General features: G+C 73.9%; 21 protein-coding genes and 1 pseudogene. 5 read left to right on the forward strand and 17 right to left on the reverse strand.

The window, feature by feature from the left end; genetic code table 11:
- Window positions 1-25 precede the first annotated feature (25 nt).
- The 5 genes from ureG to LZF96_RS11665 form a co-directional block, all read right to left on the reverse strand.
- Entirely contained in the window at window positions 26-715 is a 690-nt protein-coding gene (gene ureG, locus LZF96_RS11645) for an urease accessory protein UreG (protein ID WP_233869866.1), read from the reverse strand.
- A 70-nt stretch (window positions 716-785) separates the two neighbouring features.
- Window positions 786-1505 carry an urease accessory protein UreF gene (locus LZF96_RS11650; RefSeq protein WP_233869868.1) on the reverse strand — a complete coding sequence of 240 codons (720 nt, stop codon included), beginning with the start codon at window positions 1503-1505 and terminating at the stop codon, window positions 786-788.
- A 68-nt stretch (window positions 1506-1573) separates the two neighbouring features.
- Complete coding sequence (locus LZF96_RS11655; RefSeq protein ID WP_374203197.1) at window positions 1574-3328, reverse strand: urease subunit alpha; 1755 nt, start codon at window positions 3326-3328, stop codon at window positions 1574-1576.
- Window positions 3318-3632, reverse strand: coding sequence for an urease subunit beta (locus LZF96_RS11660; protein WP_233869872.1), 315 nt, complete (start codon window positions 3630-3632; stop codon window positions 3318-3320). Before LZF96_RS11660 ends, LZF96_RS11655 begins: the two co-directional genes overlap by 11 nt.
- A gap of 15 nt (window positions 3633-3647) precedes the next feature.
- Window positions 3648-3950 (reverse strand): urease subunit gamma, encoded by a 303-nt coding sequence (locus LZF96_RS11665; RefSeq protein WP_233869875.1) that lies wholly within the window; start codon window positions 3948-3950, stop codon window positions 3648-3650.
- Window positions 3951-4423: 473 nt separating this feature from the next.
- Here LZF96_RS11665 and LZF96_RS11670 point away from each other — a divergent pair, with 473 nt between their 5' ends.
- The gene (locus LZF96_RS11670; protein ID WP_233869878.1) at window positions 4424-5452 is read left to right on the forward strand and encodes an aspartate-semialdehyde dehydrogenase; all 1029 of its coding nucleotides are present in this window, start codon (window positions 4424-4426) and stop codon (window positions 5450-5452) included.
- Between the two features lie 305 nt (window positions 5453-5757).
- Window positions 5758-6213, forward strand: coding sequence for a cell division protein SepF (locus tag LZF96_RS11675; RefSeq protein WP_233869881.1), 456 nt, complete (start codon window positions 5758-5760; stop codon window positions 6211-6213).
- 205 nt (window positions 6214-6418) lie between these two features.
- On the opposite strand, the gene LZF96_RS11680 is transcribed toward LZF96_RS11675, so the two are convergent.
- Both LZF96_RS11680 and LZF96_RS11685 read right to left on the reverse strand, forming a co-directional pair.
- The gene (locus LZF96_RS11680; RefSeq protein ID WP_233869884.1) at window positions 6419-7612 is read right to left on the reverse strand and encodes an acyl-CoA dehydrogenase family protein; all 1194 of its coding nucleotides are present in this window, start codon (window positions 7610-7612) and stop codon (window positions 6419-6421) included.
- Window positions 7572-9386, reverse strand: coding sequence for an MFS transporter (locus LZF96_RS11685; protein ID WP_233869887.1), 1815 nt, complete (start codon window positions 9384-9386; stop codon window positions 7572-7574). Before LZF96_RS11685 ends, LZF96_RS11680 begins: the two co-directional genes overlap by 41 nt.
- Before the next feature lie 923 nt (window positions 9387-10309).
- Between LZF96_RS11685 and LZF96_RS11690 the strand changes: the two genes are divergently transcribed.
- Entirely contained in the window at window positions 10310-11224 is a 915-nt protein-coding gene (locus LZF96_RS11690) for a phosphatase PAP2 family protein (RefSeq protein WP_233869989.1), read from the forward strand.
- A gap of 49 nt (window positions 11225-11273) precedes the next feature.
- On the opposite strand, the gene LZF96_RS27345 is transcribed toward LZF96_RS11690, so the two are convergent.
- Window positions 11274-11624: an I78 family peptidase inhibitor gene (locus LZF96_RS27345; protein ID WP_374203198.1), complete on the reverse strand. Its 351-nt coding sequence runs from the start codon at window positions 11622-11624 to the stop codon at window positions 11274-11276.
- An 821-nt stretch (window positions 11625-12445) separates the two neighbouring features.
- On the opposite strand from LZF96_RS27345, the gene LZF96_RS11700 reads away from it, so the two are divergent.
- Both LZF96_RS11700 and LZF96_RS11705 read left to right on the forward strand, forming a co-directional pair.
- Window positions 12446-13234, forward strand: a complete 789-nt coding sequence (locus LZF96_RS11700) for a hypothetical protein (protein ID WP_233869890.1) — start codon at window positions 12446-12448, stop codon at window positions 13232-13234.
- A 146-nt stretch (window positions 13235-13380) separates the two neighbouring features.
- Window positions 13381-13770, forward strand: coding sequence for a hypothetical protein (locus LZF96_RS11705; RefSeq protein ID WP_374203199.1), 390 nt, complete (start codon window positions 13381-13383; stop codon window positions 13768-13770).
- A 100-nt stretch (window positions 13771-13870) separates the two neighbouring features.
- On the opposite strand, the gene der is transcribed toward LZF96_RS11705, so the two are convergent.
- The 9 genes and pseudogenes from der to LZF96_RS11750 form a co-directional block, all read right to left on the reverse strand.
- Window positions 13871-15331 carry a ribosome biogenesis GTPase Der gene (gene der, locus LZF96_RS11710; RefSeq protein ID WP_233869893.1) on the reverse strand — a complete coding sequence of 487 codons (1461 nt, stop codon included), beginning with the start codon at window positions 15329-15331 and terminating at the stop codon, window positions 13871-13873.
- Window positions 15332-15421: 90 nt separating this feature from the next.
- A complete protein-coding gene (locus LZF96_RS11715; RefSeq protein ID WP_233869995.1) occupies window positions 15422-16063 on the reverse strand; it encodes a 1-acyl-sn-glycerol-3-phosphate acyltransferase in 642 nt (213 codons plus the stop codon).
- Between the two features lie 65 nt (window positions 16064-16128).
- On the reverse strand, window positions 16129-16827 hold the full coding sequence (gene cmk / locus LZF96_RS11720; protein WP_233869896.1) for a (d)CMP kinase: 699 nt from the start codon (window positions 16825-16827) through the stop codon (window positions 16129-16131).
- Window positions 16828-17120: 293 nt separating this feature from the next.
- Window positions 17121-18206 (reverse strand): prephenate dehydrogenase, encoded by a 1086-nt coding sequence (locus tag LZF96_RS11725; protein ID WP_233869899.1) that lies wholly within the window; start codon window positions 18204-18206, stop codon window positions 17121-17123.
- A 103-nt stretch (window positions 18207-18309) separates the two neighbouring features.
- The gene (locus LZF96_RS11730; RefSeq protein ID WP_233869902.1) at window positions 18310-19377 is read right to left on the reverse strand and encodes a pseudouridine synthase; all 1068 of its coding nucleotides are present in this window, start codon (window positions 19375-19377) and stop codon (window positions 18310-18312) included.
- Window positions 19378-19709: 332 nt separating this feature from the next.
- A pseudogene (gene scpB, locus LZF96_RS11735) lies at window positions 19710-20285 on the reverse strand (SMC-Scp complex subunit ScpB); the annotation flags it as partial.
- 157 nt (window positions 20286-20442) lie between these two features.
- On the reverse strand, window positions 20443-21648 hold the full coding sequence (locus LZF96_RS11740) for a ScpA family protein (protein WP_233869905.1): 1206 nt from the start codon (window positions 21646-21648) through the stop codon (window positions 20443-20445).
- 124 nt (window positions 21649-21772) lie between these two features.
- Window positions 21773-22354, reverse strand: a complete 582-nt coding sequence (locus LZF96_RS11745) for a hypothetical protein (RefSeq protein WP_233869998.1) — start codon at window positions 22352-22354, stop codon at window positions 21773-21775.
- Window positions 22351-23487 carry a ParA family protein gene (locus LZF96_RS11750; protein WP_374203200.1) on the reverse strand — a complete coding sequence of 379 codons (1137 nt, stop codon included), beginning with the start codon at window positions 23485-23487 and terminating at the stop codon, window positions 22351-22353. Before LZF96_RS11750 ends, LZF96_RS11745 begins: the two co-directional genes overlap by 4 nt.
- Between the last annotated feature and the right edge of the window lie 140 nt (window positions 23488-23627).

Genomic DNA, 23627 nt, shown 5'->3' on the forward strand with positions numbered 1-23627 from the left:
GGAGTGAGGGGGACGGGAGACGTTCTCACCCCGCCGCCCGCCATGCCGCCAGTCGTGCGGTGATCCAGTCGGTGACCGGGCGCACCCCGTCGGGATCCCGCAGGGAGGTGAAGGCCACCGGCAGGTCGCCGCGCCGCGCCCTCGCGTCCCGGGCCATGAGTTCCAGGTCCGAGCCGACGTGCGGGGCGAGGTCGGTCTTGTTGACCACCAGCAGATCGGCGGTGGTGATACCGGGCCCTCCCTTGCGGGGGATGTCGTCACCGGCCGCGACGTCGATGACGAAGATCTGGGCGTCCACCAGGCCCCGGGAGAAGGTCGCGGTGAGGTTGTCCCCACCGGACTCCACCAACACCAGGTCCAGCCCCCCGACCCGCTCCTCCAACTCCTCCACCGCCTCCAGGTTGGCCGAGATGTCGTCCCGGATGGCGGTGTGCGGGCAGGCCCCGGTCTCCACCGCCGTGATCCGCCCGGGCGGCAGGACGGCCTCGCGCAGCAGGAACTCCGCGTCCTCACGGGTGTAGATGTCGTTGGTGACCACCGCGATGGACAACTCCCCGCGCAACGCGCGGCACAACGCCGCCACCGTGGCGGTCTTGCCGGATCCGACGGGTCCCCCCAGCCCCACCCGCAGGGCCCGGCGCGAACCATCGGGCAGCAGGGGCCCGGCCCCGTGCGTATGACGTTCGGGAAAAGCGACGGGATGATCCAGATGCACGATGTCTCCGATGGGGGCGACGGCGGAAGCGGACCGGGGTCCGTCCCGGGGGTCGGGTGGGATCGGGCGGTCAGGAGGCGAAGAGCCGGGCCGGTTGGAGTGCGTGGAACTCCGCGCCGATCTCCGACAGCGGCCCGCAGGCCGCCGGCAGTTCGTCGGGATCGCCCGAGGCGAGCGCGCGGCGCGCGGCCTCCGTCGCCCGCGTGGCTACCGCGTCGACCTCCGGCGCGAGTCGGGCGAGGACGGCGGTGGCGGCCAGCGGGTCCAATCCCATCAGCCGCACGGCTGCCCCGGCCGGGCCGGAGACCGTCTCGTGGGCGGCGGCCCGGGCCGCGTCGGCGGGAGCGATCCCGGCCGCCCGTGCGACCAGCCCGAGCACCACCGGCTGGTGCAGTCCCCGGGGATGGTCGACGGCGACGGCGTCCAGGGCCGGATCGGGCCAGGCGGCCCGGCCCGCCCGCAGCAGCTGGCGGCCCAGTCGGCGGGCGACCGTCCGGAGGGCCGGGGAGGGGGTACGGGCGTCGGCGGCGACGTCCAGTCCGGCGGGCTCACCGCCCAGGGCGGCCGCCGCCGCCAACCCGGCGGCGACGAGTCCGGCGGTGTGCAGGCGCCCCCGGCAGAAACCGGCCGGTCCGTCGGGCCCCGGACCGTCGGTGAGACGGCCGTCGCGCACGGCGCTCTCGGCCCCGCCGGAGTGGGCGTGGCCACCGGCGGGGAAACGGCCGTCGGCCAGGACCAGCAGCGCGGCGACGCCCGCGGTCGACGGGGGGTGCGGTGATGGATGGGTCATCGGGGCCCCACGGGTCGGGAGTGGACGATCCGGATCGGGAATGCCGGGGCCGGGCGGGCCCACCGGGGTCAGAAGAGGAAGTAGCGCTGGGTCATGGGGAGGGTTCGCGCCGGGGCGGGGACGACCGGCTCGCCGTCGATGGTGACGGAGAAGCTGTCCGGCTCCACCCGGACGTCCGGCCGGGCGTCGTTCTCCCGCATGTCTGCCTTGCCGACCCGGCGGGTGTTCCCGGCCGGCACCCAGCGCTTGGACAGCTCCAGGCGGTCCGGCAGCCCGTCCTCCAGTGCCAGCGGGGAGACGAAGTTGACGGAGTTGCTCCCCGGCGCCCGGCCCAGCGCGCCGAACATCGGGCGCGGCAGCACCGGTTGAGGGGTGGGGATGGAGGCGTTGGCATCCCCCATCTGCGCCAGGACGATCTGCCCGCCCTTGAGCACCAGCAGCGGCTTGACGCCGAAGAACGCCGGCTCCCACAGCACCAGGTCGGCGAGCTTGCCCGGCTCCACCGAGCCCACCTCGCGCCCGACGCCCTGCGCGATCGCCGGGTTGATCGTGTACTTGGCGACGTAGCGGCGCACCCGGTGGTTGTCGGCCGGTCCGTCGCCGGGCAGGGGGCCGCGGCGGAGCTTCATCACGTGCGCGGTCTGCCAGGTGCGCAGCACGATCTCGCCGATGCGCCCCATCGCCTGGGAGTCGGAGGAGATGATCGAGATGGCTCCGAGGTCGTGCAGGATGTCCTCGGCCGCGATGGTGGTGGGGCGGATGCGGGACTCGGCGAAGGCCAGGTCCTCGGGGACCGCCGGGTTCAGGTGGTGGCAGACCATCAGCATGTCGAGGTGTTCCTCGACGGTGTTGACGGTGTGCGGCCGGGTGGGGTTGGTGGAACTCGGGAGCACGTACGGCTCGGAGACCACCGTGATGATGTCCGGGGCGTGCCCCCCACCCGCCCCCTCGGTGTGGAAGGTGTGCACCGAGCGGCCGGCGACGGCGGCCAGGGTGTCGGCGACGAAACCGGCCTCGTTGAGGGTGTCGGTGTGGACGGCGAGCTGTGCGCCGGTGTCCTCGCACACGTCCAGGCAGGCGTCGATGACGGCGGGGGTCGCCCCCCAGTCCTCGTGGATCTTGAAGCCGACGGCGCCGCCGCGCAGTTGTGCGAGCATCGCCTCGCGGGAGACGGTGTTGCCCTTGGCGAGCAGGCCGATGTTGACGGGGAGGCCGTCCATCGCCTCCAGCATCCGGGCGATGTGCCAGGAACCGGGGGTCACGGTGGTGGCCTTGCTGCCCTCGGCGGGCCCGGTACCGCCGCCCAGGAGGGTGGTGACACCGGAAGCCAGGGCCTCGTCCACCAACTGGGGGCAGATGAAGTGGACGTGCCCGTCGATGGCACCCGCGGTGAGGATCCGGCCGTTCCCGGCGATCACCTCGGTCTCCGGACCGATCACCAGGTCGGGGTGGACGCCGTCCATCGTCTCGGGGTTACCGGCCTTGCCCAGGGCGATGATCCGCCCGTCGCGGACACCGATGTCGGCCTTGACGATCCCGGTGTGGTCGATGACCACGGCACCGGTGATCACGGTGTCCGGAGTGCCCTCGGCCCGGGTCGCCCGGGACTGCCCCATGGACTCCCGGATGACCTTGCCGCCCCCGAAGACGGCTTCCTCCCCCGCCCGACCGGGACCACCCGCCAGGTCCTCCTCGATCTCGACGAACAGGTCGGTGTCGGCCAGGCGGATCCGGTCCCCGGTGGTGGGTCCGTAGAGGTCGGCGTAGGCGGCGCGATCCAGCACCGGTCGACCCCCGGGGGGCGTGCGCGGCTCACTCGGCATCGAGGGACCCCCCGGTCTCCCCGCGCAGGCCGGCCACGATCCGGGCTCCGGCCAGCGGGATCAGGTCCACCTCGACCGGCAGACCGGGCTCGAAGCGCACGGCGGTGCCGGCGGCGATGGCCGGACGTCGGCCGCGGGCCGCCGCCCGGTCGAACTCCAGGGCGGGATTGGCCTCGGCGAAGTGATAGTGGGAACCGACCTGCACCGGCCGATCGGCGGTGTTGCGGACGGTCAGGCGGATGATGTCCGCCCCCGCGTGGAGTTCCACGGGGGTGTCGGCGTACAGGATCTCTCCGGGAATCACGGGATGCCTCCGGGGTCAGCCGATGGGCTCGTGGACGGTGACGAGCTTGGTGCCGTCCGGGAAGGTGGCCTCCACCTGGACGTCGTGGATCATCTCGGGCACGCCCTCCATGACCTCCTCGCGGGTGAGCACGGTGCGACCGGAGGCCATCAACTCGGCGACGGTGCGGCCGTCCCGGGCCCCCTCCAGTACGTGGGCGGTGATCAGCGCCACCGCCTCCGGGTGGTTCAACCGCAGACCCCGGGCACGGCGCCGCTCGGCGACGTCGGCGGCCACGTGGACGAGCAGGCGTTCCTGCTCGTGCGGGGTCAGGCGCACCGGGACCGCCCCCCGTCGGGGTTCATCGGGGTCACAGGGGTCATCGGCTGGTCCCGCCTTTCCGTTGTCGGCCGTCGCCGGCCGCCGTGGTCCGCCGTCGTCGCGGATCGGGTCGGGTCGGACGGGTTCCGCGCCCGCGGCGGTCACCGACCGCGACCGACCGTCACCGAAAGAGGCGATCCGTCCGACCCAGCCCGGAGGCTAGTTCGACTTCGTTACAACAGCGTTACTTCCATTCGGATGGGTTTCACGGCCCACCCGTTCGGCCGCCACGGGATGTGATCGAGGTCAAAGGATTGGCCGCGATCGGGGTCGGCAGGGCAGGGTAGGTGCCACGGTCGGGAGCGCGCCGGGGGAGACCCGGGCGGACGCGAGCGAATACACGCCGGCGAACCGGCGCCGGACAACGCCGTCCGGCCGGGCCCGCCGGGAGGGTCGCGACAGTCGTGACAGCGAGCACACGGAGGAGCCCCATGAAGATCGGGATCGTCGGAGCCACCGGGCAGGTCGGAACGGTGATGCGGGAGATCCTCGCCGAGCGGAAGTTCCCGGTCGACGAGCTGCGCCTGTTCGCCTCCGCCCGCTCGGCGGGCCGGACCATCCCCTGGCAGGACACGGAGGTCACGGTCGAGGACGCGGCGAAGGCCGATTACAGCGGCCTGGACATCGTGCTCTTCTCCGCCGGCGGCGCCACCTCCAGGGCCCTGGCCGAACGGGTCGCCGCCTCCGGTGCCGTGGTCATCGACAACTCCTCCGCCTGGCGACTGGACCCCGGGGTGCCGCTGGTGGTCTCCGAGGTCAACCCGGAGGCGGCGGCCGACCGCCCCAAGGGCATCATCGCCAACCCCAACTGCACCACCATGGCCGCCATGCCGGTGTTGCGCCCCCTGCACGCCGAGGCGGGCCTGAACGCGCTGGTGGTCGCCACCTACCAGGCCGTCTCCGGCAGCGGCGTGGCCGGCGTGGCGGAGCTGGACGGGCAGGCCCGGGCCGCCGTCGAGCAGGGCGCGGACCGCCTGGCCCGGGACGGGTCCGCCCTGGACCTCCCGGCCCCCGCCACCTACGTGCGTCCCATCGCCTTCAACGTACTGCCCATGGCCGGCTCGATCGTCGACGACGGGCTCGGGGAGACCGACGAGGAGCAGAAGCTCCGCAACGAGAGCCGCAAGATCCTGGGCATCCCGGACCTGCGGGTCTCCGGGACCTGCGTGCGGGTCCCGGTGTTCTCCGGTCACTCCCTCCAGGTCAACGCCCGGTTCGAGCGGCCGATCGCCCCCGAGCGGGCCCTCGAGCTCCTGGCGGACGCGCCGGGCGTGGAACTGTCCGACATCCCCACCCCCCTGCAGGCCGCCGGTCGGGACGCGAGTTACGTGGGCCGCGTCCGGCGCGACGAGACCGTCGAGCACGGCCTGTCGCTCTTCCTCTCCAACGACAACCTCCGCAAGGGGGCGGCACTGAACGCCGTGCAGATCGCCGAGCTGGTGGCCGCCGAGCGGGGGTGAGGGCCGGCGGCCCCGTCCGCCCCTCCCCCATCGTGTCCTCCACGCTTCCCGGGCCCCCGGGACCCGCCGCCCGGTGGGTCCCGGGGGCTCACCCGTACGCGGCGTTCGTCACCCGGTCGGGTGGAGCCGATCACCCGACGTCCCGTCAATCCAGTTATGGCGCAACTACCCTGAGTGGACGCCATATCGTATGCACCAGAACCGTCACAGAATCCCGTTCGTTCGTCTATTCCCTTGGCGGATTGTCAGCATCATGGACCACCATGGGGGTAAGCGGACCACCGCGGAGCAGAGAGGAGGCGTCCATGGGTTCGGTGCGCAGGGCCAGCGCCTGGCTCGGTCTGGTCGACGACCGCGAGATGCGCTACTACGACGACGAATACGCCGATGGGCCGGAGCCGGAGCCGGTGCCGGAGCCGGAGGGCCACGCCGAGCCGTGGACCACCGACCCGCGTCTGCGGGTGGCGGCGGAGACCGCCGAGGAACAGGGCGGCCGGATCGCCACCATCACCCCCCAGGGCTTCCGCGATGCCCGACGGATCGGTGAGCTGTTCCGTGACGGGGTCCCGGTGGTGATCAACCTCACCACCCTGGAGTCCTCCGACGCCAAGCGCGTGGTGGACTTCGCCGCGGGGCTGACCTTCGGGCTGCGCGGCACCATCGAGCGGGTGGCCAACCGGGTCTTCCTGCTCACGCCGGCCGACTACCGCGTGATCAGCGGTGCGCGGAACAGCTCGACCGGCTTCTTCAACCAGAGCTGATCACCGGGCGGGCGGCGGATCACCGCGACCGCCCGGCCCGGTGTCGGTTCGGCCGCTCCGGCACCATCGCGGCGCGGTCGGTACCGGGGCTTCCCCCGAAAGGCCCGGGGCGGCCCACCCGCCGCCGGGGGCCGGGGAGGTCGCCACGGTCGCCCTGATCCGGTTCGACGCCGACTCCCCGATTCGATCACCCCGGGTCCGGCGTTCAGCCGCGGAAGGCGTCCAATCCGGTGAGTGCCTTCCCGAGCACCAACTGGTGCATTTCCGAGGTGCCCTCGTAGGTGAGCACCGATTCCAGATTCGTGGCGTGCCGCATCACCGGATACTCCAACGAGATGCCGTTCGCCCCCAGAATCGTGCGGGACATCCGGCAGATCTCCAGCGCCTCGCGCACATTGTTGAGCTTTCCGAAACTGATCTGTTCCGGCGTGAGGGACCCCGCCTCCATCCGGCGACCCAGGTGCAGGGCGAGCAGCAATGCCTTGTGGAGTTCCACCGCCATGTCGGCGAGTTTCGCCTGGGTGATCTGGAATCCGCCGATCGGCCGGCCGAACTGTTCCCGGGTGCGGGAGTACTCCAGCGCCGTCTCCAGACAACTGCGGGCGGCTCCCGGCGCCCCCCACACGATCCCGTAGCGGGCGTGCCCCAGGCAGCCCAGCGGCGCGCCCAGCCCGCGCGCCCCCGGCAGCACCGCGTCGGCGGGCAGCCGCACCCCGTCCAACACCAGTTCCCCCGTGATCGAGGCACGCAACGACCACTTGTGGCGGATCTCCGGTGCCGAGAATCCGGGGGTGTCCCGGGGCACGACGAAACCGCGGATGCCCTCCTCGGTCCGGGCCCACACCACGGCGACATCCGCGATCGGGGCGTTGGTGATCCACGTCTTGCGACCGGTGAGCACCCAGTCCGAGCCGTCCCGACGGGCGAAGGTGCGCATCGACCCGGGGTCGGAGCCGTGATCGGGCTCGGTGAGACCGAAGCACCCGATGGTCTCGCCCGCCGCCATACCGGGCAACCGCTGCTCGCGCTGCTCCGACGAGCCGTAACGGTGGATCGCGTACATCGCCAGTGAGCCCTGGACCGACACCAGGGAACGGATACCGGAGTCCGCGGCCTCCAACTCCAGGCAGGCGAGTCCGTACTGCACGGCTCCCGCCCCGGCGCAGCCGTACCCCTCCAGGGTCATGCCCAGGGCGCCCAGCGCACCGAGTTCGCGGGCCAGCTCCCGCACCACCGGCAGTTCACCGCGCTCGTACCACCCCGCGATGCCGGGCAGTACCCGGTCCGCGGCCCACCGCCGAACGGTGGCGCGGACCTGCGACTCCTCGGGGGTCAGCAGGTCGTCGATGCCGAGCGGGTCAGCGGGGTCGAAGCGGGGCGGCCGGGGTGCTGCCGGCATGGGGGGCCTCCGGTGCGGTCGGCTGGGGGGCTGCGGTGCCCCCGGGGGACGCTACGTGCCGGTAATCCCCCGCCGCAAGATCGGCGACGGCCCCGTCGGGAATGGCGGTGGTCACACCCGGGGGCGGAGTGCCGTCCCCTTCCGTCCCACCGTCCCCGCCCGTCGTGTCCTTCCCCGGGACCTCCCGCTTCCCCTCGCCCGGCCCCATCCGCTCGCGGGGCAGGCGCAGCGCCGCGAGGGCCCCGAGCAGGAGCAGCAGCGCACTGGCCGCCAGGGCCGCGTGGGTACCGGCGACGAAGGCGTCCACGGCAGCCGCGTGCAGGGCTGCCCCGGTCTCCCCGCCGATCGCGTCGGCGACCGCCCGGGCCTCTCCCAGGGAGTGGCCGACGGCGACCCGGTCCTCGTCCCCCAGACCGCCCACCGCACGCACGGCGGGGGCGTAGACGGCGTTCATGACGCTCCCCAGCAGGGCGATGCCGATGCCCGCCCCGAACTGGTAGGCGGTCTCGCCCAGCGAGGCGGCCTCCCCCGCCTGATCCGCCGGCGCGTCGTTGATCATCGACTCGTAGGAGCCGAAGAGGGTGGTCTCCAGACCGAAGCCCAGCATCACGAACCCGGTGATCAGCAGGGCGGGGTTGTCGTGGTGGCCGATCTGCATCAGCAACAGGACGGCCAGCGCGGTGAGGACGAATCCCCCGGAGATCATCAGGCGGGGCCCCATGAGCCGCAGCATCCACGCCCCCATCAGCCCGGCGGCGATCGCGGCCAGACTCAGCGGCAACAGGCGCAGACCGGTCTGCAGCGGGCTCAGCCCCAGCACCAACTGCAGGTACTGCGCGGCGATCAGCGCCAGTCCCACCAGGGCCAGCACGGTCAGGACGATGCAGCCGACGGAGGTGCCGAAGGCCGGCCGGGAGAAGGCCGTCAGGTCGATCAGCGGGTGCGGCCGGGACCGCTGGCGGCGGACGAAGGCGATGAGCAGCACCGCCCCCATCGCACCCACCAGGAAGGTCCAGGGCGTGAGGAGGTGCCCGCCGCCGATCCGCTTGACGGCCAGGATGACGCAGAACAGGCCCGCCGCGCCCATCAGGGCGCCCGGCACGTCCCACGGACCGGTTCCCACCCGCCCCCGGGACTCGGGGAGCAGCCGGGCCCCCACCGGGAGGCAGATCGCCATGAGCGGGATGTTGATCAGGAACACCGAACCCCACCAGAAGTGCTCCAGCAGGATCCCGGCCACCAACGGCCCCACGGCGGCTCCGACGGCGGCGACCGCGCTCCATACGCCGATGGCCATCGCCCTCTCCCGTCGATCGGGGAAGACGTGGCGCAGGATGGAGAGGGTGGCGGGCATGATCATGGCCCCGCCCACACCGAGCAGGGACCGCGCGGTGATCAACAGGGGGGCGGAGGTCGCGCAGGCCGCCAGGGCCGAGGCGAGGCCGAAACAGGCGTAGCCCATCAGGAGCACCCGACGGCGACCGATCCGGTCCCCCAGGGTGCCGAAGAGGATCAGCAGCGAGGCGCAGACCAGCGGGTACACGTCCACGATCCACAACAGCTCGATCGGACCGGGTCGCAGGTCCGCGCTCACCGCGGGTATGGCCACGTGCAGGACGGTGGCGTCGAGGGCCACCAGGAACAGGCTCGCGCAGAGCACGACCAGGACGGCCCAGCGATTGGTCGGGCCCGCGGCGGGCGGGGCCGGGACGGGTGGGGCCACGGGGGCCCGGTCACCGATGCCGGGCGGATTGGCCCCGGACGTCTGCGCCATCTGCACCTCCCTCTCCGCACCGACCCGATGGGTCGGGGCCGTGGGTCACCCCCGCGCCCGGGAGAAGGCCGGGTGAACCGGACGCGACGGAGGCGGTGCGGGGGACGGACGAGGAGTTAGCGTACGCCGGCGCCGGAAGCCGCTTCGCATCCACGAATCCCGGAGGGCCCTCCCGGCGGGGGACGGGGGCGGTGGGGGCGGGGCCGTGGGGTGCCCCGAGTGGGAGAACCCGGCCCGCCGGGAGGGGCGGAGGAGGGCTCTTCGGCGAGGCTCGCGGGAGGCCCCCGGGCCGCCGACCTTTTCGAATCGTTCACGGGGAGTTCGTCGGCGACGGGTTCGCACCGGCACGAAGCACGAAGAGGGGGCGGGGGAAGACGGAGGGAGCGTTCCCTCCCTCGGGACGAACATCACACCCGGATCCGGGATCCCCCGGCTTCGCGTCGGGCCGCGCAGCGCCGGACCGGAGGGACGGGAAAACCGGACGGAAGGCGAATTCCCCCCGGCCCGGCCCGCTTCCGGAGGCCCGGCGGAATCCCACCGGCCCCGCCCCGGCCCGGGCCGGGGCGGGGAAACGAGCCGGCGCGAAGGGCGGAAACCGCTTCCCCTCCGTACCGTTTCCCGCCGGGGAACGTCGGATCCCCCGAACGGTCGATCCCGTTCCAATCGGAAGAGGAATTCCGATTCCCCTCGCCCAACCCCCGGAAAAGGGTGGCCGTATTCCACCGCGGGTCTTCGGAACGGCGTCCGATCGGCCCATGGATGACGACACGGAAGATCGCGCCCCGATCACACCCGTGTCACGGCACGCCGGTTCGACTCGAAACGCCCGGATCACCGGCTGTAATCTGGCGTGCGTGAACACCCGACGGATCTTTGCCCGGCTGGAGCAGGAGCCGCAGCGTCCCCACGCGGCGGCTCCCGCCATGAGCCCTGTGCGCAAAGCCCTGTTCGGGGCCACGGCGGCCTTCTACTCGACGATCGTGGCGGCCGTTCTCGCCACGTCCCCGCTGGTCCGCCTGGACTGGCAGGTGATGTTCTTCCGACCCTACAAGCAGTGGCCGGAACTGCACCCCTTCCTGGATTGGTTCGTCGTCCTGGGGCAGCGCGGACCGACGGCGGTACTCATCGCCGCGTGGCTGGGCTGGCGCTCCTGGCGCCAGCGCACCCTGCGCCCCCTGTTGGTGATGGGCACCGCCCTGCTGCTGCTCAACGTCACGGTGGGGGCCGCCAAGCTCGGCATGGGACGGGAGGGGCCGCACTACGCGAACGTGGTGGGCTCCAACGAGATGTTCCTGACCGGGGACATATTTCCCTCCGGGCACACCGCCAACGCGGTGGTGACCTGGGGCATCCTGGCCTACCTGGCCACCACCCCGCAGGCACGACGGATCCTGTCGGTGACGGCCGCGTTCTTCGCGCTGGGAGTGGGGACCACCACCGCCTACCTGGGCACGCACTGGGTCAGCGACGTGCTGCTGGGCTGGGCGGCGGGGCTGCTGATCCTGCTCGCGCTGCCCTGGTTCGAGCCGCTGATCGCCCGGGTGGAGGTGCGGATCCTGACCACCAGGGACCACCTGCGGGCGCGGATGGCCGCGGCCCGGGAACCGCAGCGGCGTCCCGCGCCGCGCCGCCCGGCTCCGCGCCCCTCCCCGGTCGCCCCGTCCCCGCTCGGGGACCGCCGGCCGGCGGGCGAGCCCGCCGTGGCCGGCCGGGTACGGCCGGGTGTCCGGCCGACACCGGTCGAGCGGCGACCGCATCGGGCCTCGCCCGTCGGTCGGTCGCACCCCGGCGGGCGCCCGTCGGGCGACCACCCCTCGCGCTCCGTGGGCAGCCACTGACGGTCCCGGCGGCGGCGCACGGCCGGGGGGAGGGTTCCGCGGGTGGGCCTCAGCCCTCCCAGGCCCGCACCACGCGCCCGGCCTCCACGGCCAGGTTGAGGCGTCCGGCGATGTACTCCATGGTGATCACCGCGTCCGGCGGGAGAACGCGCACGGTGGACCAACCGCGTTCGGCGGCCCGGCGGCGGGCATCGGCCTCCGGCAGTCCGACATAGGCGTCGGTGCCCTCGTTCGGGAGGTGCGTCGGGGGGCCGGTGGGGTCCGGGACGGCCCCGGCGGAGCCCGGGACCTCCGGTACGCCGGGCGGGTTGCCCGGCGGCTCAGCGGTCCCACCGGGCGGGAAGGGGCGACGACCGGGCTCCCGATCGGGGGGGTCGGGAATGTGCGATGTGGGTGCCATGCCACCCACCGTAGGCGCCCGTGCCGCCACCCGGAAGGCGCAATCCCCCTCGGTGGCCCCTCGGCGTGTCGTGTCACGGTTCCATCACATCGGCTCCCGCCGGCCGACCGTTCGGCAACGCCGTCCGAACCGGTGTCACCGGCCCACCGGGGGAATCCGGGGAAGGCCTGTGGTTCTTCCTCGAATTCCGTCGGGGAATGTCCCGGGGATTCGAAGGGAAAGCATTCCGTTCGAAAATTGTCCGAGAACCATCGTCCCCCCTCTCGGAGGTGTCGGGATTTCGTCGGGCGCGCCCCGGAGCAATCGGAGGGAATGCCGGGGCGACATTCCCCGCCGGTTTCCCCTCGTCGTTTCCGAACGGATCGTCCCGGCAGTCGGGGCGGGATTCCCTTCGGATCCCGTCTTCCCCTCGCGCGGACCGGAAGCGGGTCCGGTACCCCGGGAGGGCGGGAGGAACCGGAGCGGGGAACCCCCGCCGGGACACGACCGCCCCCGACGGATGTTCTCCGGGGGGTGGGAGCGGGTTCCCGCGTGCCCCCGACTCCCCGGCGGGGCGAAGGAAACCGGTGCCGAGCCGGGATTTCGCGACGTGGCGGGCCCCCGGACCGCAACGATCCTTCACGACCGTTCCCCGTCGTTTCCCCATGGATCGGCCCGACACCTCCCAAAACCGACGTCATGAACGGCGCCGGCCGGCACGATCCCGAACGGATCGACGTCCGCCCGGGCGTGACCCCGACCCCCTCCCGGCGTTGAGCAGGGCAACAGAACCGCCCACCGCCCGCACGCGTGCCGTACCGGGCCGGAACCGAGGAGCACCAGTGCCCACCATGCTCGACGTCAGTGACGACGTACGCGCCGAGATCGGCGATGAAGAGGCCGATCGGCTGCTCGCCGGTGAAACCGCCCCCGGCGCCTACGACTGCACGTCGTGCCGGACCCCGGGCGATCCGGAGCGCGATCCCACCAGCACCGTGCTCTTCGTCGGCGAGGAGACGGCGGTCCTGGCCTTCGCCCACGCCGGCTGCCTGCCCTCCCGGGTGGTACCGGTCTCCGAGGAACAGCTGCGCGGTGCCGTACAGACGATCACCGGCGAGCAGCCACCCGTCTCCGCGGAGGAGTTGGGGGGTACGCCCCGTCAGGCCGTGCTCGGGGTGACCTGTGGTCAGATCGCGGTGGGCGACGACCTCTACCCCGCCCTGGTGATCGAGCCGACGGCCCCCATCGCCCGGCCGGGCAGCGACGGACCGGAGGACGTCTTCCTCGAACTGCTGGGGGAGCAGGGTTTCCAGCGGGTCGCCGACCCGGGCCGCATGCCGGAGGAACTGCCGGGCTGGTCGGTGCTGATGGTGGACGGCGAGTTGCACTCCATCCTCCAGCCGGGCCTGGTCGGGGCGCCCTCGGCGCCGTGGTGGCAGGCCCACCGCCCACTGGCGCTGACCGACGAGTGGCGGGCCACCGCCAAGGACCGGCACACGGTCCTGGTCTACGCGGCCCCGGTGGGCACCATCGGGCGGCAGCCCCGCGAGGACCTGCTCCGGGTGGCGCTGGAGAAGGCCGCGGTGGACGGCGCCCTGGTCGCCGCGGCGCTGCCGCTCTCCGGCACCTGACCCCCGGGGCCGGGTGCCCCGGCGCGGGCACCCGGCCCCGCCGATCCCGGTGGGTACGGGGCGCGGAGACGGGGCCGCGCTCCCGGCCGCGGCGACTTCCCGGGCCTTTCCCCGCATCCGTGCCGGGTCCCGCTCGTTGACCGGGCGTGCAGCCCATCGACTCGTCCCGTTCCGACACCGGCGGACAGGGGCGCCACCGGCACCCCACCGGTCTGGTGCCCGCCCTGCGGATTCCGCCGCCCCCGCCCCGACCGACCGTCTCCGCGACGCCGATCTACGACGCCCTGTGCGCGGAGTACCGCAGGCTCTTCCGGACCCTTCCCGGGGACCGGTCCGGGGAGGAGGAGTCCTTCGACGCGTTCGCGAACCGGATCTCCTCACGCGGCGGGGCGGTGCGCATCGCCGAGGCGTTCGGCCGTCAGCCGGTGCGCGGCGAGGGCGTCGACGGCCGGGGCGCGGGGGGCCCGACCTCACGGACGACCGGATCGGCCACCCGGGGGATGCTGATGCCTCCCCGCCGGTCCTCGGACCCCTGAGCCCGCCCTCCCGCTCCCGGCCCCCGCGCTCCGAGGGCGGGGCGCCCGGAACCGGCCCCCGGTCGCGCTCCGTCACCCCCGGCGCCCCCGTGGCCCCGGGTCAGGAGCGGCGGTTGCCGCGCTTCTCCCGAACCCGCACCGAGACCTGGATCGGGCTGCCCTCGAAGCCGAAGCGCTCCCGCAGCCGACGCTCGATGAAGCGCCGGTAACCCGCCTCGAGGAAGCCGGAGGCGAAGAGCACGAACCGGGGCGGACGGGTGCCGGCCTGGGTGCCGAACAGGATGCGCGGCTGCTTGCCGCCCCGCACGGGGTGCGGGTGCGCGGCGACCAGTTCACCGAGGAAGGCGTTGAGTTTGCCGGTGGGCACCCGGGTGTCCCAGCTCTCCAGCGCCGTCTCCAGCGCGGGCACCAGCTTCTCCAGGTGCCGGCCGGTCCGCGCGGAGAGGTTGACCCGGGGTGCCCAGCGCACCTGCACCAGGTCCCGCTCGATCTCCCGCTCGAGGTAGAACCGGCGCTCCTCGTCGAGGGTGTCCCACTTGTTGTAGGCCAGGACCAGGGCACGGCCGGCGTCCACCGCCATCGAGATGATGCGGGTGTCCTGGACGCTGATCGGCTCGCTGACGTCGATGAGCACCACTGCCGCCTCGGCCTTCTCGACGGCCGCGGCGGTGCGCAGGGAGGCGTAGTAGTCGGCGCCCTCCTGCAGGTGCACCCGGCGACGGATACCGGCGGTGTCCACGAACCGCCAGGTCCGGTCACCCAGTTCGATCAACTCGTCCACCGGGTCCCGGGTGGTGCCGGCCTGTTCGTCCACCACCACGCGCTCCTCCCCCGCCAGCTTGTTGAGCAGGGAGGACTTACCGACGTTGGGACGACCGACCAGGGCGATCCGCCGGGGTCCGCCGACCGTCTCGCCGAAGCTCTCCGCCGGGGCCTGCGGCATCGCGTCCAGGACCGCGTCCAACAGGTCGCCGGTGCCCCGTCCGTGCAGCGCGGAGATCGGGTGCGGCTCGCCCAGGCCGAGCGACCAGAGGGCGGTCGCGTCGGCCTCGCCGGAGGGGCCGTCCACCTTGTTGGCGCACAGCACCACCGGCTTGCCGGCGCGGCGCAGCAGCTTGACCACGGCCTCGTCGGTGTCGGTGGCGCCGACTGTGGCGTCCACGACCAGGATCACCGCGTCGGCGGCGGCGATGGCGAACTCGGCCTGGGCGGCGACCGCCGCGTCGATGCCGAGTACGTCCTGCTCCCAGCCACCGGTATCCACCACCTTGAAGCGGCGGCCGGCCCACTCGGCGTGGTAGGTCACCCGGTCCCGGGTGACGCCCGGGCGGTCCTCCACGACCGCCTCGCGTCGCCCCAGGATCCGGTTGACCAGGGTCGACTTGCCGACATTGGGGCGGCCGACGACGGCCAGCACCGGCTGTGGACCGCCACCGGCGGCCATCTCGCCGCGCAGTTCGTCGGCCTCGAAGCCCTCTTCCTCGGCGAGCCGCAGGAATTCGGCGTACTCCTCCTCGCCGACCCCCGTGGGTGCCGGGGCGGGGGTGTTCTCCTCGTGCATGGTCCGTCTCCAGCGTCGTGCGTCGTACGTGGCTTGGTCTGTTGGTCGGGCCGCCGACCCCCGCGGGGCCGGGATCCGACCGGGGCGAGGTCAGCGGCCGGTGAGGCGGCGGGCCCGGGTCAGGTGTTCCTCCAGCCGGCCGCGCAACCGCTCCGTCGCCGCGTCCAGCGCCGCCCTGGTGCGGCGGGCACCCGGTTCCGCCGCGACGAAGGGATCGCCGAAAACGACGTCGACGCGTCCGCGCAGCGGGGGCAGGACCGGCACCAGGCGGCTGCGCCGATCCGCGCCGCCGAGCACCGCCACCGGCACCACGGGGGCGCCGGAGCGCACCGCGAAGTAGGCCAGACCCCCGCGCAGGGCGGCGAAGTCCCCCGCCCCCCGGCTGCCCTCGGGGAAGATCCCCAGCACCCCGCCGCGCTCGAGTACCCCCAGCGCGGAGACGACGGCGGTGCGGTCGGTGCCACCCCGGTCCACGGGTATCTGTCCGATGCCGGTCAGGAAGCGTCCCAGCGGCCCGACGAACGCCTCCCGCTTGATCAGGAAGTGCACCGGCCGGGGAGCGGTGCCCATCAGGACCGGGCCGTCCACGTTGTGGGCGTGGTTGACGGCCAGGATCACGGGGCCGGACGCCGGCACCCGGTGGGCGCCCAGCACGCGGGGGCGCCAGGCGCCGTGGATCAGGCCGATGCCGATGCGTCGGCCGACGGCCGCTCCGCGCGGCGTGGGAGGTATGGCCCCCGGGGCGCCGGGCGCGCCCGATCGGCGGGGCGCGACGGCGGGTCGGGCCGGGTCGGGGATCACGCGGATCGCCGCTCCTCGATCATCGTGACCACCCGTGCCACGACCTGCTCCAGGGTGAGGTCACCGGTGTCCAGCTCCACCGCGTCCCCGGCCCGGGCCAGCGGCGAGGTGGTCCGGGAGGAGTCGGCGGTGTCGCGACGCACCAGGTCCGCCCGGGTGGCGGCCAGTCGCGCGGCGTCCTGCGGACCGCCGAGCTCGCCGCTGCGCCGGGCCGCCCGCACCTCGGGGGCGGCGGTCAGGAAGATCTTCAGGTCCGCGTCCGGCAGCACGGTGGTGCCGATGTCCCGCCCCTCGACGACGATGCCGGCCCCTGCGGCCGCCGCGTCGGCGGCGATCGAGCGCTGCAGTTCGGTGATGCGGGAGCGGATCTCCGGGACGGCGCTGACCGCGCTGACCGCGGCGGTGACCCCGGCGCCCCGGATGGGGGCCGAGACGTCCGTGCCGTCGACCGTGATGGTCGGGGCCAGCGGGTCGGTGCCGGAGACGATCTCCGGCTTCTGCGCGGCGGCGGCCACCGCGTCGGTGTCGGCCGGGTCGACGCCCCGGGTCAGCATCCACCACGTGATGGCGCGGTACTGGGCGCCGGTGTCCAGGTAGGCCATGCCCAGCCGGGCGGCGACCCCCTTGGAGGTGCTGGACTTGCCCGTGCCGGACGGCCCGTCGATGGCGACGACAACGGGGGTGGGAGCAGACACGGTGGTGCGCACCTCTCTCGGCGACTGTCGGTGACCCGCCGGGGGCTCCCGGTGGGTCTCGGTGGGTCTCGGTTCCCCCGGCGGACGCCCGTCGGGGTGGTGGGTCGGCCCCGGGGACGGCGGCGCGGCCGGCGCGGCCCGGCCCGCGGGGGACGCGGGCCGCACGGGGACCGGCGTCGGGGACCCCGGTGGGCGCCCGACACACCGGGCACGGGGACGGCGCGGCACGCCGACACCCCGGCCCAGCCTATCGGCTCCGTCGGCACCCCCCGCGCGCCCGACCCCGCGGCCGGCTAGTGCCGGATGGACCAGCCCCGCTCCCGCAGCGCCGCCGACAGGATGGGAGCGGCGACCGGGTCCACCAGGAGCTGCACCAGACCCGCCCGCCGACCGGTGGCATGCTCGATGCGGACGTCCTCGATGTTGACGCCCGCCCGACCGGCGTCGGCGAAGATCCGGGCCAGTTCGCCAGGGGTGTCGGAGATCAGCACGGCCACCGTCTCGTACTCCGCGGGAGCGGCACCGTGCTTGCCGGGCACCCGCTCCCGGCCGGCGTTGCCGCGGCGCAGCACGTCCTCGATTCCGGAGGCACCCGTGGCGCGCTTGGCGTCGTCGGCCGACTCCAGGGCCCGCAGGGCGCGGACCGCGTCGTCCAGATCGACGGCGAGCGCGGCGAGCACATCGGCCACCGGCCCGGGGTTGGCCGACAGGATCTCGATCCACATCCGCGGGTCGGAGGCGGCGATGCGGGTGACGTCCCGGATGCCCTGCCCGCACAGTCGCACCGCCGTGTCCTCGGCGTCCTCCAGGCGGGCGGCGACCAGGCTGGAGAGCAGTTGGGGGGTGTGCGAGACCAGGGCGACCGCCCGGTCGTGCGCGTCGGCGTCCATCACCACGGGTACCGCCCGGCACACCGAGACCAGTTCCAGGGCGAGGTTGAGCACCTCGGTGTCCGTCTCGGGGGTGGGGGTCAGCACCCAGGGCCGCCCCTCGAAGAGCGCCTCGTCGGCGGCGAGCGGCCCCGAGCGCTCCCGGCCGGACATCGGGTGGCTGCCCAGGTACCCGGTCAGGTCACCTCCCAGCTCGACCAGTTCGCGACGCGGGCGTCCCTTGACGCTGCCGACGTCCAGACAGGCACGGGCCCCGCCCTCCCGCTGGAGGCGGGCGACGGTGGGGGCGATGTGGGCGGGCGGGACGGCGACCACCGCCAGGTCCACCGGTCCGTCGGGCGGCTCGTCGATGCCCGCTCCCAGCGCCGCGGCGGTGCGCGGGCGCTCGGGATCGACGTCCCGCAGGTGCACCCGCACCCCACGGGAGGAGAGCGCGAGGGCGACGGAGGTGCCGATCAGCCCGGTGCCGATCACGAGGGCGGTTCGCATCGTCCCAGAGTAGTGGTCGGGCGGGGGCGCGGGGGCACCCCGCCGCCCCCGCCCGGGACCCGCGATCCGACGCAGGCGGGGGATCGGCCGGCGGGACGACGGGTCAGAGACCGACCTCCCGCATCAACTGCCCGACCTCGGTGTGGGTCAGCCGGCGCAGCCACCCGGACTTCTGGTCGCCCAGGGCGATCGGGCCGAAGCGGGTGCGCACCAGCCGGTCCACCGGGAACCCGGCCTCGGCGAGCATGCGGCGCACGATGTGCTTGCGCCCCTCGTGCAGGGCGACCTCCACCAGATAGTTGCGGCCGTGGTTCTCCACCACGCGGAAGCTGTCCGCGCGGGCGAAGCCGTCCTCCAGCGGCACACCCTCCTTGAGGCGCCGGCCGAGGTCGCGGGGCAGCGGCCCCTCGATCGCGGCCAGGTAGGTCTTCACCACGCCGTAACGGGGGTGGGTCAGCCGGTGGGCCAGCTCACCGTGGTTGGTGAGCAGGATCAGGCCCTCGGTCTCGGTGTCCAGCCGGCCGACGTGGAACAGCCGGGTCTCCCGGTTCTGCACGTAGTCGCCCAGGCACTGCCGGCCCTCGGGGTCGTCCATGGACGAGACCACTCCGGCGGGCTTGTTGAGCGCGAAGAACAGGTGGGCCTGGCCGGTCACGGTCAGGCCGTCCACCTTGATCTCGTCGCGGTCGGGGTCCACCCGAACGCCCTGCTCCACCACGACGCTGCCGTTGACCTCGACCCGGCCCCGGTCGATCATTTCCTCGCAGGCCCGTCGGGAGCCCATGCCGGCGCGGGCGAGGACCTTCTGCAGGCGCTCGCCCTCGGCGTCGGCCGCGCGGGGGGTCGCGGGGCGTCCGGCGTACCGCTCCCGGTTGCGCTCCTCGACGCGGGCGTCGTACTCGCGGGGGCGTGCGGGTCGGTCGCCGCCCCGGCGTCCTCCCGCTCCGCCGGCCGGGCCGCCGGAGCGGCCCCCGGAGGTACCCCCGGCGCGACCACCGCCCCCGGCGCGACCACCGCCCCCGGTGCCGCCACCGCCCCCGGTGCCGCCGCCGGCACCGGCACGTGGGTGCCGCCGCTCCTCCGGGCGGGGCCGACCGCCCCGGGGTTGGTCGCGGCCACCGCCCGTCGAACCCCGCTTGTTCCGGTCACCGTTACGGTCGCTGCTGCGCATCAGTCATCCGTCGTCTCTCGTGGCCCGTGGGGCCTCGGCTCGTCGGGGCCGGTGTCGGTCGGTGGGGGCGCGGCCGGCGCTCCGGCCGGATCCGTCACCCCGGGGCCGCCGTCATCCGGTCTCCCACCGCCCGGGGCGTCCGCCCCGACGGTGTCGGTCTCGTGGTCGCCCCGGAGTCCCGCCGAACCCCCCTCCGGAATGTCGGGTGGGGACTCGGCCGGGCTCCGGCGCGCGGTGCCCCCGATACCGGCGACACCGTCGTCCGCGCCCGGCCCGGTGGGCCGGGGGGCCTCGGTTCCGGTTCCGGGTCGGGGCCCGGGGCCGGCGCCGAGGGGGACGTCGGGGTCGAGGTCGAGGGCCGACGCCACCGCCTCCCGGCTCTCGCCCTCGATCGCGTCCGCCTCCGGCAGGAGGGGCGCGAGCGGCGGCAATTCGTCCAGGTCTCGCATGCCCATGCGTTCCAGGAAGTAGTGCGTCGTCCGGTACAGGATCGCACCTGTTTCGGGTTCGGTGCCCGCCTCCTCGACCAGACCCCGTTGCAGGAGGGTCCGCATCACCCCGTCACAGTTGACCCCGCGCACCGCGGAGACCCGGGATCGGCTGACCGGTTGACGGTAGGCGATCACCGCCAGCGTCTCCAAAGCGGCCCGGGTGAGGCGGGCGGTTCGGCCGCCGAGGACGAAACGTTCCACCGCCGTGTCGTATCCGGGGCGGGTGTAGAACCGCCAGCCGCCGGCGACCTCCCGCAGTTCGAAACCCCGCCCCTGGCGATCGTACTCGGCCGCGAGTTCGCGCAGCGCGCCGACCACGACGCGGTGGGGGCGTTCGAGGACCGCCGCGAGCTGCCGGGCGGAGGCGGGCTCGTCGACGACCATGAGCACGGCCTCCAGCGCGGGCCGCAACTCCAGGTCACCGGGGGCCGGCGAGGGGGGTGCCGGGTGGTCGGGGGGCCCGGGCTCCCCGGACGGGTCGGGGAACCCGGGGGCGGACGGGTGCGCTGCTGGTGCCACGGGAAACCTCACGGGTGGTCTGCCGGGTGGTGTCGGGGAGGGGTCGGGAGGTGGTTCAGCGGGTTCCGGCGGTGCCGGCCGGGGGCGGGGCGGCCGGACGGTCGAACTCGTCGCTCACCATCGGTTCCCGTTCCCGACCGGTCCACCGCACGGTGAGCGGGCCCAGCGCCTCGTCCTGGTCCAGGGCGACCATCCGATCACGGTACAGCTCCAGGAGGGCGAGGAAACGGGCGACCACGGTGAGGGTGTCGGGGGCGTCCCCGACCAGTTCGTCGAAGCCCGCGGTGCCGGCCTCCCGTAGCCGGGCCACGAGGATCGCCGCCTGTTCTCGCACCCCGACCAGAGGGGCGTGGATGTGCTCGACGTACACCTGCGGACGCGGTCGAGGACGCATCGCCAGGACCGCGAGCCGGGCCAGGCCCCCGGGTCCGACCCGCAGCACGACCTCCGGCAGGAGCGCGGCGTGGGCGGGCTCCAGGGAGACGGTCCGGGGCCGGCGGCACTCCTCGGCCTCCATCCGCAGGCGCATGAACTCGGCGACCCGCTTGTAGGCCCGGTACTGCAGCAGCCGGGCGAAGAGCAGGTCGCGGGCCTCCAGGAGCGCCAGGTCGGCCTCGTCCTCCACCTCGGCGGAGGGCAGCAGTCGGGCGGCCTTGAGGTCGAGCAGGGTCGCCGCGACCACCAGGAATTCGGTGGCGTGGTCGAGGTCCCACTCCGATCCCCGGGAACGCAGGTGCGAGATGAAGTCGTCGGTCACCCGGGAGAGGGCGACCTCGGTCACATCCAGCTTGTGGGCGGAGATGAGCTGCAGGAGGAGGTCGAAGGGACCCTCGAAATTGTCCAGGACCACGGTGAATCGGCCCTCGGGGGCCGCGTCGGTCCCGCCGTTCGCGTCCGGGGGGTCGGCGGGGGCGGTCCCCCACTTCTCCCCCGCCGGGCAGCCGGCGCCCGTCCCGGGCGGGTCGGCGCCGGGGGCCGGGGGCGACTCCGCTCCGGCGTGCGGCTCGATCTCCCCGTCGGCCGGGGCCCCGGAGGCCGCCGGATCCCGCTCGGGCGACGACGTCGGGACCCGCGGGTCCCGTTCGTCCCCGTCGGTTGTCCCCTCGGTGGAGGTCTCCCCGGCTCCGGCGGGCGGTGGTGCCTGCGGCTGCGTCCCGGCCCCCTCCCCGGCAGGGGAGGCGTCCGCGGCGCCGGTGGGCCCCCTGCCGAGGGGACGACGGGGACGACGGGGTGCGGGTGGGGACGATTCGGGCACGGACATCTCCCGCGCACCCTATCGGCCCGCGCCCGGAACGTCGTCGCGGGACCCGGCGTGCCGTGACCGGAACGCTCCCGCCACGGCGGGGCGCACGGCGGCGTCGGGGGGGGGCGTTCGTCGCCGGTGCTCAGCCGGCGCTCAGCCGGCGGACGAGGATGCTGGCGTCGCCCCGGGACTCCAAATCCGCCAGAACGACCGCCACGGCCTCCCGCACGATGCGTCCCCGGTCCACCGCGAGGCCGTGCTCGCCGCGCAGGACGAGTCGGGCGTGCTCCAGATCCATGAGTTCCTCGGCCGACACGTACACCGTGATCTTCTCGTCGTGTCGCTCGCGGCCGCTGGGGCGTCGGGGGGCCCGTCCGCGGCGCGGTGTCTCGGCGGCGCCCCGGCCACCGGCACGGGGGGCGCCGCCGGAACGCGCGCCGGGCGGGCCGGATCCGGTGGCCGGGCGGGTTCCGGGGGCCGAGGGGCGCTTGCCCTGCCCGGGTACGGCCGGTTCGACGGATTCCGCGGTGGGCGCCACGGCGGGCCGGGCGCCGACCCCCTCCCGCGACGCGGGACCCTCCGGGGCCTCCGCCGGGGCGGGGACGGTCGTCGCGTCGGGGGCGGTGGGGTCGTCACCGTCACCGGGGTCCTCCCGGGACGACGAGGCCTGCACGGCGGCCCCGCCGGTGGTACGGAAGAGTTCGTCGGCCGCCGGGAGACTCACTCGGCGTGGCACCGGGCGAGCACCTCCCTGGCGAGCTGGCGGTAGGCGGCGGCGCCCACGGAGTTGGAGGCGTAGGTGGTGATGGGTTCACCGGCCACGGTGGTCTCCGGGAAGCGCACCGTACGGCCGATCACGGTGTGGTACACGTTGTCGTCGAACGCCTCCACCACCCGCGCCAGCACCTCCCGGCTGTGCACGGTGCGGGAGTCGTACATGGTGGCGAGGATGCCGTCCAGGTGCAGGCCGGGGTTGAGCCGCTCCTGGACCTTCTCGATCGTCTCGGTCAACAGCGCGACGCCGCGCAGGGCGAAGAACTCGCACTCCAGCGGGACGATCACCTTGTGGGCGGCGGTGAGGGCGTTGACCGTCAGCAGGCCCAACGAGGGCTGACAGTCGATCACCACGAAGTCGTAGTCGGGCAGCAGCGGCTGCAGGGCGCGCTGCAGGGAGGACTCCCGGGCCACCTCGCTGACCAGTTGGACCTCGGCCGCGGAGAGGTCGATGTTGCTCGGCAACAGGTCCATGCCGGCGACGGCCGTCTTGAGCAGCACCTCGTCGGGCGCCAGCCCGCGCTCCATGAGGAGGTTGTAGACGGTGAGTTCGAGCTCCATCGGGTTGACGCCGAGTCCGACGGAGAGGGCCCCCTGGGGGTCGAAGTCCACCAGCAGGACGCGCCGACCGTACTCGGCCAGGGCCGCGCCCAGGTTGATGGTCGAGGTGGTCTTCCCCACCCCGCCCTTCTGGTTGCACATCGCGATGATCTTCGCCGGTCCGCGTTCGCCCACCGGCCCCGGGATGGGGAAGTAGGGCAGCGGGCGGCCGGTGGGACCGATCCGTTCGCGGCGCTGGCGCGCGGCGTCGGGGGCGATGGTGGCGGCGTACTCGGGGTCGGGTTCGTACTCGGCGTCGGGATCCTGGAACTTCCCGGCGCCGAAGTCCTCTTCGTAGTCGTCGGCCGCTCCGGTTGGCCCGGGGCCGTTCGTACTCTGATGCGCTGTCATCTTCGGTGCGTTCCGGTGCGTGGTGAAGGTGTGCACGGCGACGGAACCGATGCCCGCCGTGCCCCCGGGACCCAATAGGCCACCGGGCGCTCCCGGGATCGTCCCCCCGGGAGTAATTGTCGACTCATTCACAAGTCGTCTTACCTCCTTGGGGACCAGGGAACTTCCGGACAGGGTCAGCGTTGCACCATGCCGACGTTTGGCGACTCTATGGCGTGTCGGCGGTCGACAGCAACACAATCCGCCGGACCGACACCCTTGTGTCGGGGATT

It is taken from the genome of Streptomyces sp. ST2-7A (assembly GCF_021390475.1).
Lineage (GTDB): Bacteria > Actinomycetota > Actinomycetes > Streptomycetales > Streptomycetaceae > Streptomyces.

Bases quoted from the DNA above. Each gene is read 5' to 3' on its own strand.
- LZF96_RS11680 (WP_233869884.1), bottom strand. From the start codon at position 7,612: ATGCCGGCAGCACCCCGGCCGCCCCGCTTCGACCCCGCTGACCCGCTC.
- LZF96_RS11690 (WP_233869989.1), top strand. From the start codon at position 10,310: ATGAGCCCTGTGCGCAAAGCCCTGTTCGGGGCCACGGCGGCCTTCTAC.
- LZF96_RS11650 (WP_233869868.1), bottom strand. From the start codon at position 1,505: ATGACCCATCCATCACCGCACCCCCCGTCGACCGCGGGCGTCGCCGCG.
- LZF96_RS11730 (WP_233869902.1), bottom strand. From the start codon at position 19,377: ATGCGCAGCAGCGACCGTAACGGTGACCGGAACAAGCGGGGTTCGACG.
- LZF96_RS27345 (WP_374203198.1), bottom strand. From the start codon at position 11,624: ATGGCACCCACATCGCACATTCCCGACCCCCCCGATCGGGAGCCCGGT.
- LZF96_RS11670 (WP_233869878.1), top strand. From the start codon at position 4,424: ATGAAGATCGGGATCGTCGGAGCCACCGGGCAGGTCGGAACGGTGATG.
- LZF96_RS11685 (WP_233869887.1), bottom strand. From the start codon at position 9,386: ATGGCGCAGACGTCCGGGGCCAATCCGCCCGGCATCGGTGACCGGGCC.
- LZF96_RS11675 (WP_233869881.1), top strand. From the start codon at position 5,758: ATGGGTTCGGTGCGCAGGGCCAGCGCCTGGCTCGGTCTGGTCGACGAC.
- LZF96_RS11740 (WP_233869905.1), bottom strand. From the start codon at position 21,648: ATGTCCGTGCCCGAATCGTCCCCACCCGCACCCCGTCGTCCCCGTCGT.
- LZF96_RS11655 (WP_374203197.1), bottom strand. From the start codon at position 3,328: ATGCCGAGTGAGCCGCGCACGCCCCCCGGGGGTCGACCGGTGCTGGAT.
- der (WP_233869893.1), bottom strand. From the start codon at position 15,331: ATGCACGAGGAGAACACCCCCGCCCCGGCACCCACGGGGGTCGGCGAG.
- LZF96_RS11725 (WP_233869899.1), bottom strand. From the start codon at position 18,206: ATGCGAACCGCCCTCGTGATCGGCACCGGGCTGATCGGCACCTCCGTC.